At 65.1% G+C, this 9,358-nt stretch carries 8 protein-coding genes; 2 read left to right on the top strand and 6 right to left on the bottom strand.

Annotation, left to right across the window (positions count from 1 at the left end; all coding sequences use genetic code 11):
• The 3 genes from MJD61_00230 to MJD61_00220 all read right to left on the bottom strand — a co-directional run.
• Positions 1–204, bottom strand: a 204-nt coding sequence (locus tag MJD61_00230; protein MCG8553705.1) for a PfkB family carbohydrate kinase, incomplete at its 3' end; no start/stop codon positions are given.
• 201 nt (positions 205–405) lie between these two features.
• The gene (locus tag MJD61_00225; protein MCG8553704.1) at positions 406–816 is read right to left on the bottom strand and encodes a DUF86 domain-containing protein; all 411 of its coding nucleotides are present in this window, start codon (positions 814–816) and stop codon (positions 406–408) included.
• Positions 809–1,279 carry a nucleotidyltransferase domain-containing protein gene (locus MJD61_00220; protein ID MCG8553703.1) on the bottom strand — a complete coding sequence of 157 codons (471 nt, stop codon included), beginning with the start codon at positions 1,277–1,279 and terminating at the stop codon, positions 809–811. Before MJD61_00220 ends, MJD61_00225 begins: the two co-directional genes overlap by 8 nt.
• A 319-nt stretch (positions 1,280–1,598) precedes the next feature.
• On the opposite strand from MJD61_00220, the gene MJD61_00215 reads away from it, so the two are divergent.
• Positions 1,599–3,695, top strand: a complete 2,097-nt coding sequence (locus tag MJD61_00215; protein ID MCG8553702.1) for a S9 family peptidase — start codon at positions 1,599–1,601, stop codon at positions 3,693–3,695.
• A gap of 527 nt (positions 3,696–4,222) precedes the next feature.
• Positions 4,223–6,280, top strand: a complete 2,058-nt coding sequence (locus MJD61_00210) for a protein kinase (protein ID MCG8553701.1) — start codon at positions 4,223–4,225, stop codon at positions 6,278–6,280.
• Here the strand turns inward: MJD61_00210 and MJD61_00205 are convergent.
• The 3 genes from MJD61_00205 to MJD61_00195 form a co-directional block, all read right to left on the bottom strand.
• Positions 6,277–6,444, bottom strand: coding sequence for a hypothetical protein (locus MJD61_00205; protein MCG8553700.1), 168 nt, complete (start codon positions 6,442–6,444; stop codon positions 6,277–6,279). The genes MJD61_00210 and MJD61_00205 overlap by 4 nt on opposite strands.
• Positions 6,445–6,681: 237 nt before the next feature.
• A complete protein-coding gene (locus tag MJD61_00200; GenBank protein ID MCG8553699.1) occupies positions 6,682–7,212 on the bottom strand; it encodes a hypothetical protein in 531 nt (176 codons plus the stop codon).
• A gap of 577 nt (positions 7,213–7,789) precedes the next feature.
• Complete coding sequence (locus tag MJD61_00195; GenBank protein ID MCG8553698.1) at positions 7,790–9,253, bottom strand: aldehyde dehydrogenase family protein; 1,464 nt, start codon at positions 9,251–9,253, stop codon at positions 7,790–7,792.
• Positions 9,254–9,358 lie beyond the last annotated feature (105 nt).

The following is a 9,358-nucleotide window of genomic DNA, read 5'->3' as shown; positions in this document are numbered from 1 at the left end:
CTGATTGATGCAGGCTTGGGCCAGGTCGTTGTCTGGCAGAACGGTCACGAAGCGCGCATCCAGACCCAGCTGCGCGAGCGCCACGGCAACGTTGGCCTCCGCTCCCCCGAACTTGAGGTCCAGAGACGTGGCCTGCGTGAGGCGCGTGTAACCCGGCGGCGACAGCCGCAGCATGACCTCTCCGAACGTGACGATGGTGCTCATGGAATTGGTGCTCTCTTTGAGTTTCTTGCGGCCGTCAACGCGCCGACGCGGCGCTCCTCCACGCCCTAAACTTTGCCACAGCGTCGGGATGGCGCCAACGCTTTCAGGGCCGCTGCCTCGCTCGATTCGATCGATAGTACAATGGCGCCACGCCAGTGCCCGAAGCCGTGGCGTCCTTGTAAAAAAGTGTCAAGCTAGGCCCTAGGCCTCGCGCTCGAGCGTCAGTCGCGTGAACTCGAGCAGATCGTCGAGGTGCTTATCGATGATGGCCTGCACGATCTCGAGATCGAGCTTGCGGTAGTCATGGACCGCGATGTTGCGAAACCCCACCATCGACCGGAGCGAACGGGACAGTCGTGCATCCAGCACGCTTGCGGACTCCAACTTTTCGAAGGCCTCACGCGTCTCTTGCGGCACGCCCAACTTGTGCTTGCGCACCAGGTGCATGGCAAGGTCGATAGCTGCTTCGCAGGCCCGCTGAAGATTGAGAACGATGGAATCCTGGCGAGTGATGTTCGCGCGCAGATTGCTCGCGTCGCCGCGATACTCCTCGTTGATGCGCTTGATGCAGCGCTCGATACTCGCTGCCTTGTTGACCGCGACGTCATCCATATACGCTGCCGCGCTCGCGGATGTCTTCGATGATCGCCTTGCGCTCCTCGTTCAGTCGGGTGTAGTCGCTCAGAGCGATGGCCTCGAACAGCTCGCGCGCGTTTTGCTGCACGTCCGCAATCACCAGCCCGCGATCGATCACCTGCACGCGCATTACCGTGGAGGCCGAACGCAAGTCGACCAGATCCACGTCCCGTCTCAGCAGGCTCGCCAACTCTTCCTGCAGCCGCCAGCGGCGGGCAGCATTCAACGGCCTTTCGGCCAACAGCGCCAGGTCAACGTCGCTCCGAGGGCTGGCCTCGGCGCTTGCCTGTGAGCCAAAAAGGTAGACTGCCTGCAGGTCGGCGATCCGCTCACGAAGATACTGGGCAGCCGGATGCATGTATGTACTTAGGGCCCGCGGAAGAACAGGAGCAACATAGCCAGCGGTGGTCAGAACCGGCGAAACGGATCGGTTATTCATCCGCCAGCCCCTAGTATCCTGGACCTGCTACGCGACCGCAAGCTGGGCGTGAGCTTGCGAGGCGGCAATCGTGCTATGAACGTACCCTCTCCTTGCCCTAGCTCGCTCCTTTCCGAACCCCCCGTTTCTGCTCAGAGCCGATGCCAGAGCGAGCGCGCCCGCAGGCGCGGACCGAGGAATAGCAGAGCCATTTCGGACAGAACCTAGCTCGTAAACAGAGGTGTCCATGAATCTACTGCAGGCGGTCGGCTTCTTGACCACAGGATTCGTTTGTCTTGCTTGCGGCGCGGCCCACAGCGTCCAGAACAGGAGAGCACCCGTGAGTTCCATCCCGTCCCGGCCCCAACCCCCGCTTGCGCACAAGAAACCTCACGAGCTGACGACACACGGTCACACGCGCGTGGACGAATACTACTGGCTTCGAGACGACGAGCGTAAGGACCCGGAGGTCCTGGCCTACCTCAAAGCCGAAAACGACTACCTCAAGAAGGTCTTGGGCTCCACCGACGGGCTGCAGCAGGCGCTGTTCCAGGAGCTCAAGGGTCGCATCAAGCAAGACGACCGCGACGTGCCTACGCGCCGGCGCAACTACTGGTACTACTCTCGCTACGAGCAGGGCAAGGAGTACCCCATTTATTGCCGCCGCCATGGCTCCATGGAAGCACCGGAGCAGGTGATCCTCGACGCGAACGAGCTCGCGCGGGGCAAGACGTACTACGCGGCTGCGGGACTGACCGTTAGCGAGAACGAGCAGATTCTTGCCTACGCCGACGACACGGGCAGCCGACGTCTCTACACGCTCCGCTTCAAGGACCTGCGCACCGGCGAGCACTACCTGGACGCCATCCCAAACGTGTCGACCTCGCTGGCCTGGGCCGCGGACGACAGGACCATCTTCTACGTCAAGAAGGAACTCGGCACGCTGCGCACGCATCAGGTATGGCGTCATACGCTCGGCACGCCGCTCGACCAGGACGTGCTGGTTCACGACGAGCCGGACGAAGCTTTCTATCTGCGTGTGCGGCGCTCACGCTCGCGCGAGCTCGTCGTGATCGATCTCGACAGTACGCTGGTTACCGAGTCGCGAGTGCTCTCGGCCAACGACCCCCACGGAACGTTTCGCGCCGTGCTGGCGCGAGAGCCGAATCACGAGTACCAGATCGACCACATCGATGACGTCTTCTACATTCGAACGAACTGGAAGGCCAAGAACTTCCGCTTGATGAAGGTGAAGGTCGAACGCTCGTCCGACAAGAAGGCCTGGCGTGAGGTCATTCCGCATCGCAACGACGTGTTGCTGACCGACGTGCTCCCCTTCGCTGACTACCTCGTCGTGGGTGAGCGTCTCAACGCCTTGCGGCAGCTTCGCGTCGTGCCGCGAGGAACAACCAACAAAGACCACCCGGGCTATTACATCGAGTTCCCGGAGCAGGTCTATGTCGCCGCATCACATGACAATCCGAGTACGGACGTGCGGAGCTTGCGCTTCGCCTACAGTTCGCCGGTGACACCCGATTCGGTGTTTGAAATGGACATGGAAACGCGCGAACGCAAGCTGCTCAAGCAAGATGAAGTGCTTGGGGGGTTCGATCCGTCGAACTACGCTACCGAGCGCCTGTTCGTGTCCGCCCGCGACGGGACCCAGGTGCCCGTCTCGCTGGTCTATCCCGAGGGCTTCAAGCGGGATGGAAGCAGCCCGCTCTTCGTGTACGGATACGGTTCCTATGGGAGCTCGAGCGACCCCTATTTTCGCAGCGGCTGGCTGAGTCTGCTCGATCGTGGAATCGCGATCGCCATCGCTCACGTGCGAGGCGGTCAAGAGCTCGGACGCGGCTGGTACGAAGACGGCAAGATGTTCAGGAAGCTCAACACCTTCACGGACTTCATCGACGTCACCGAGCGTCTTGTGGAGCTCAAGTATGCCCATGGCAGCAAGGTCGTAGCCGAGGGTCAGAGTGCGGGAGGACTGTTGATCGGCGCGGTGGCCAACATGCGCCCCGAGCTCTATCTCGCCATGCACGCGGGAGTTCCCTTCGTGGACGTGGTCACCACCATGCTGGATGAGAGCATTCCGCTCACGACCAACGAATTCGACGAGTGGGGCGACCCGGCCAACAAGGATTCGTACGATTACATGCTGTCCTATTCGCCGTACGACAATGTCAAACGCCAGGATTACCCTCACCTGATCGTGACGACGGGCGTGCACGATTCGCAGGTGCAGTATTGGGAGCCGGCGAAGTGGGTGGCCCGCTTGCGCACGCACAAAACCGATGACCATCTGCTGGTGCTCGACGTGGACCTCGAAAGCGGTCACGGCGGCGCTTCAGGGCGTTTCAAGCGTTTGCGGCGCCGCGCGCTGGTCTACGCGTTCTTCCTGCACCTGCTGGGGCTCGACCAACCGCAGGGATCCTGATGGGGCGTTCTTTCGGGGCGCAGGACGGGGTCGCGGCGTGGTCGTGCTCCGATGATAGCGCCAGGCGCTCCCGAGCGCGCGCACCTAAGGCGTGCCGGTGTTGATCCTTTGACCGCGCATGCAAGCCGTGCCATGAATCCGCCAAGCGATCTTCGCCGGCCGGGCGCTGCTGATCGGCATCGCGGCAGGTCGTGCGCGAGCCATGGCTAAGTAAGAGAAGGGGCAGGGCCGGGAGCGCGGGTGATCGGATCGGGTTCTATTCGCACCTCTTCCCACATGGTGCTAGGATGTAGCATGGGTTGCCCCTATTGCCGCCGGACGGCGTCACCCTTGGCCAGGTGGCTGCTCTTGGTAGGTCTAGCTGACGCTATGCTTAGGCTCCAAAGGTCGTTGGCTGTGTTCGTCCTGCAAGAAATATCCACGGCGTTCCCCGTGGTCGCGCCTTGCCAGCGGCGTCCGGCCCTCTGCGATTTGCACAGGTTAGCGTGCCACGGGCCCTCAGAGGCATAGGCAGGCCAGGGAGCACTGTGAGCGTGGCCCGGGAGCGCATGCCGCGGCGGGGCGACATCGTCGCCGGAAAGTACCTGGTCGGCGGTCTGTTGGGCTCGGGCGGAACCAGCAAGGTGTTTGCTGTCACCCATGTCCACACCCATCGGCGCATGGCCCTCAAGTACATGCTGCCAGCCTGGGCCGGACACACCGAAGTGACCGAGAGATTCCTGCGGGAGGCGCGCGCGATCGCCAGCATCGACCACTCCAACATCGTCAAGGTGTACGACGTAGGCAGGGACGGCGAGTCGGTCTACATGGTCATCGAGCGGCTGGAAGGACGGTCGCTGGCGGACGTCGTAGGCCGTGGCGCCCTCGACCCGGCCAAAGCAGTGCGTCTGATCTTGCCCGCCATACGCGCGGTCGCCTCGGCTCACCGCCATGAAATCGTCCACCGCGATCTGAAACCGGACAACCTGTTCTTGTGCGACGACCCGGAAGGGGGAGAGCCCATCATCAAGGTGCTGGATTTCGGGATTTGCCAAGTCTCGTTCGATGGCCAGGAAAAGAGCGACATACGCACCTCGGGCCCTCGGCCGCGCTTGACCCAACCCGGACACCTGCTCGGCACACCGGAGTTCATGTCCCCCGAGCAGGTAGCAGGCCGCATAGATATCGACCTTCGCTGCGATATCTACGCGCTCGGCGTCGTGCTCTACGAGGCGCTTACCGGGCAGTTGCCGTTCGACGGTGAGGACGTGACCGAGATCATCGGGCAGATCGCGCGCGGAAAACCCAGGCCGATCCGCCGCCTGCGACCCGAGGTGCCTCGCGGTCTGGAGCGGGTGGTCATGCGCGCTCTGGCGAAACAGCCCGAAGACCGCTGGCAGGACGCCGATGCCTTTGCTGACGCGCTGCTTCCCTTCGCGACACCGCCAAAGCGCACCCGCGCGGTTGCCTCGGCGCCCGGCCGTCGCGCGAGGCGCGTGGCGCCGGTCGTAGCTGGAGCCGTGTCGCTCGTGGCGGCAGCTGTCGTGGTCACCTGGAGCTTCGCCCCTGACTCGCCGTTGTGGGGAGGCGAGACAGCCGGGGCACCGGCCGCATCGGGCGCAGCGCACGATATCGAGGCTGACCCCGTTACCAGGGCGCCAGGCGCATCGAAGCAGCCAGCAAAGCGGCCGGCGTCCGGCAGTCCGCCCGCAGCGACCGAAGCACCCGAGACCGCGGTCGAAACCCCCGGGTCATCCGCAACCGTTGCACGCGTCCGGCCGGCTCCCATGCCAGAAGCGCCCGAACGAGCGACGAATCGGCTGGACGCCCACGAGCTCCGTGCCGAGGCAGCCTCGAAGCAACACGATCGCCGGTTGGAAACACGCGGGCCAACCGGTGCGGGGGTAACTCCGTCCGCGCGCGGGCCTGACCGGCCGCCGAGCGCGGCCCGGCCCAGTCGATCCCCTACATCAGGCAGCCGGCGACGAGCCGCGGCTTCGGCAAAGTCGCGCCGGCCGCGTAAGGGCGACGCCAGGGGCCGCCGCAGTGAGCGACGCCGGCGCCGGCAAGGTAAGCCAAGCCCGGACCATCGGAACCTGGCGATCGAGCACCCCGGCCAACGCAGGCTGCCTGCGGCAGCAACCGGACGGGCGCGTGCCGCATCGAGCAACACCCCAAGCGCAGAATCGGCCCGCACCCGGACAGCCACGGTCACCAAAAGGGAGCCGGTCGCCTCATCCAAGGTCGGCGGTGCCGCAGCGGTCATCCCCCCGAACCCGGGTCCCTTGCCGAAACCGCGGGATCGCTGGGTCCACTTCACGCGGCTGGCCGTGAGCGGACCCCTGTCGGCTTTTGTGGTGCGGGCCGGTCTGCTGCGCGCGCGCGCCGAGATCAGAGCCTGTTTCAAGGCGGCGCCGCATCAGGGCTCCCGGCCGGTAGAGGTCACCCTGGGTCTCAACCCGGGAGGCCATGTTGACCGAGTGATCGTGAAGGGTGCCAAGCGGATTGCACTCGGTCAGTGCGTGCGCCGTTCGTTGTTTGGCGTCGCTACATACCAGAAACCGCCGTCCGCAGTTACCGCGCGCTTCCGCGTCGAGTATCGCTAACCCTTGTACTCCATCATGCCACGCATCGCGTTGGTGGCCTCTTCGGCGATGTCATCCTGCTCGGCCAATTGCTCTGCGCAGTCCTCGCATACCTTGCGGCGGCGACCTTCCACCCGCACCACCACAAGCTCCTCTACGCTTTCGCCGCAGCTCTTACACTTCATGGGCACTCGCCTCCGCCCCGCAGTGTACCTCCGGAGAGGGACAAGGGTCAGGGGCCCCTAGCCCGCATCGGTCACCAGCCTCCGGCCCCATCGGCCGATCTACCCGCGCAAACAGCCGCGTCCTCGTCTCAGCGTCCTCAACATAGTGTCTACTATGCCTCCGGCGCTTCGACTGCGGATCGGCCGTTATCACCGGCACCTCGACCGATCGGGCTCGAAGTTGGTGACCGATGCGGGCTAGAAGCGATCGTGGAGGTCAAGCACCAAACCCTCGTGCAGGGGGCTGCCCAGCACGGGTCGGGTGATGCCAAGCGGCTCGAAGGTGCGCGACTCGGGCAATCTCAGCTCCGCCAGATTGGCCTCGGCCCAGTGGTTCAACGCTCGACCCTGAAGCCACGAGCCCGTCAACCCGGCGCTCAACATGGCCACGGCAAAACCGAGCTCTCGCAACGCTACCGGTAGCGGCGAGCGCATGACCGGCCGCGGCTCCGGCGACAGCCCGCGGGCGGCGGTACGCTCAGGAGACACGATCCATCGGGGCGTCTTGCCGTAGACGCCCTGAGGCGCAAAGCGGCGATAAGAACGCTGCCGGATTCGGGGCAGGAGCGGGATCACCACCGCTCCCTGTTCCGGGCGCGGTGCCTTGAGAATGGCGCGGATATCGCTATCTATCTGGGGGCGCTCGCCGGCGTGTTCGCCCTTCGGATCCACCTGCGCGTCTGGCCGCAGGCTGCACACCGAGGCGAGACTACTTGAATGGCTCATCATGATCGCAGATCCCTTTCCGGGCGCACACCGCGGCCGCTTGCCACCGTGAGCGGTGGCTGCCAGTTGGGGCGACCGCGCGCCGGCTGCCGCCTTGATTCGAACTACGGAGTGCCCTCATCGACATGTATACCATTGTCCCACATCAGCCACAAAAAAGCGGCTGCGGCCGGGTTCTCTGGCGCTCGGAGCGGAAGACCTGCAGAGCTGGGGACGTGCGGACTGCTGCTCGGCGCGCTGGTCGTCGCACCCGTGCCCGCGGCGCATGCCCAAACCGCTGTGCCGCCTGCCCAAGCCGCTGTGCCGCCTGCCCAAGCCGCTGTGCCGCCTGCCCAAGCCGCTGTGCCATCCGCCCAAACCGCTGTGCCGTCCCCCGTCGAAGCCGATGTGGCGCGCCGCCAGAGCTCGCTGCGGAAGCGTTCTGGCGGCGCTGCCATGGACTACCTCGGTGCGGGAGGCGCACCCCCAGTGGGCCACGCCGAGGAGCGGGCTTGCCTGTGCTCGGCACCCGGTTCGGGCGCCGGAGCTGGGTCCTGGCGCGGCTGGGCATGGCTCGCCGCGCTTGCCATGATCGGCCTGTTCAAGCGACCCAGACGCACTTCGTCTGGGTGTAGAGATCGATCGCGTGCTCGCCGAGCTCGCGGCCCCAGCCACTGTATTTGACGCCACCGAACGGGGCCGCACAGTCGAAGCCGTTCCAGCGGTTGATCCATACCACCCCGGCCTGTAGGCCCCTGGCCACGCGGTGGGCGCGGGACACGTCTTTCGTGAACACCGCAGCCACCAGCCCGTACATGCTCGCGTTGGCGATCTCGAGCGCCTGCTCCTCGTGCTGGAAGCCGAGCACCGACAGCACCGGCCCGAAGATCTCCTCGCTGGCCACGGTCATATCCGGCGTCACATCGTCGAACACGGTGGGCTGCACGAACAGGCCCTTGCCTCCCAGGGCCTGGCCTCCGGCGGCCACCCGTGCACCCTGCTGCTTGCCCAGCTCGAGGTAGCGTATGATCTTGTCGTATTGTTTGGAATTGGCGATGGCTCCCATCTCGGTGCCCGGATCCAGGGGATCGCCAACCCGCATCGTCGTTGCCATCTTGGCCAGCCTATCGACCAGCTGCTCCTTGATATCCCGGTGCGCAAGCAAGCGAGAGCTCGCGCTGCAGACCTCACCCTTGTTCGCGAAGATGCCCCAAAACGCGGCCTTGGCGGCCGCATCCAGATCCGCGTCCGGAAACACCACCAGCGGCGACTTGCCGCCGAGCTCGAGGCTCAGTTTCTTGAGGTTCGATTCGGCGCTGGCCTTGAGCAAGCTGCGTGCGGTCGCTACCGAGCCGGTGAAGGCCAACTTGTCGACGCCCATGTGACGGGCGATCGCCTCACCCGCCACCGGCCCGTCGCCCGGCAATACGTTGACGACGCCGTCCGGCACTCCCGCTTGCTTGCAGAGATCGGCCAGCCGCAGGGCGGTCAGCGGGGTCCATTCGCTCGGCTTGAGCAACACGCAGCAGCCGCACGCAAGCGCAGGGGCGACCTTCCAGCTGGCCATCAGCAGGGGATAGTTCCAGGGCACGATCTGGCCGCACACGCCGATGGGCTCGCGCAGGGTGTAGACCAAACTGGGCGCGTCGACATCCATCGTTTCGCCCCTCAGGCGGCGCACCGATCCCGCGTAGTAGCGAAAGCAGTCAGCTGCCGCGCCCGCGTCACCTCTGCCCTCGCTGAGGGTCTTGCCGTTGTTGAGGCTCTCGATCACACCGAGCTCATCGGCGTGCTCTTGGAGCAATTCGGCGATGCGCCACAACAGTTGCTCGCGCTTGCTGGGTGCGAGACCGCGCCAGTCGTCACGTTCGAAGGCCTCCCGGGCGGCAGCCACCGCCAGGTCCACGTCCTGTGCCTGCGCGGCGGCCACGCGCGCCAAAGGCTCCGATGTCGCAGGATTGACGATCTCCAACGTTGCTCCCGAAGCCGCCGGTACCTGCTTGCCAGCAACGAACAAGCCCTGCGGCTGCTGGTAGTGCACTCGCACGTCGTCGACCAGACTCATGGCTACCTCGCAATCGCGACACCTGCTCGAGACGTGTCGCCCTAGGGTCCGTCCAAGCATAACCGGTCGAGGCCGGCCGCGCAGGGTGGATGCGATGCCCGCGCG

This window comes from Pseudomonadota bacterium, assembly GCA_022361155.1.
In the GTDB taxonomy this organism is placed as follows: domain Bacteria; phylum Myxococcota_A; class Polyangia; order Polyangiales; family JAKSBK01; genus JAKSBK01.
This window is presented reverse-complemented; position numbering and strand designations above follow the sequence as displayed.

What these genes read in the sequence shown, in the direction of transcription:
- MJD61_00225 (MCG8553704.1), bottom strand. Translation starts at nt 816, where the DNA reads ATGGATGACGTCGCGGTCAACAAGGCAGCGAGTATCGAGCGCTGCATC.
- MJD61_00220 (MCG8553703.1), bottom strand. Translation starts at nt 1,279, where the DNA reads ATGAATAACCGATCCGTTTCGCCGGTTCTGACCACCGCTGGCTATGTT.
- MJD61_00205 (MCG8553700.1), bottom strand. Translation starts at nt 6,444, where the DNA reads ATGAAGTGTAAGAGCTGCGGCGAAAGCGTAGAGGAGCTTGTGGTGGTG.
- MJD61_00200 (MCG8553699.1), bottom strand. Translation starts at nt 7,212, where the DNA reads ATGATGAGCCATTCAAGTAGTCTCGCCTCGGTGTGCAGCCTGCGGCCA.
- MJD61_00195 (MCG8553698.1), bottom strand. Translation starts at nt 9,253, where the DNA reads ATGAGTCTGGTCGACGACGTGCGAGTGCACTACCAGCAGCCGCAGGGC.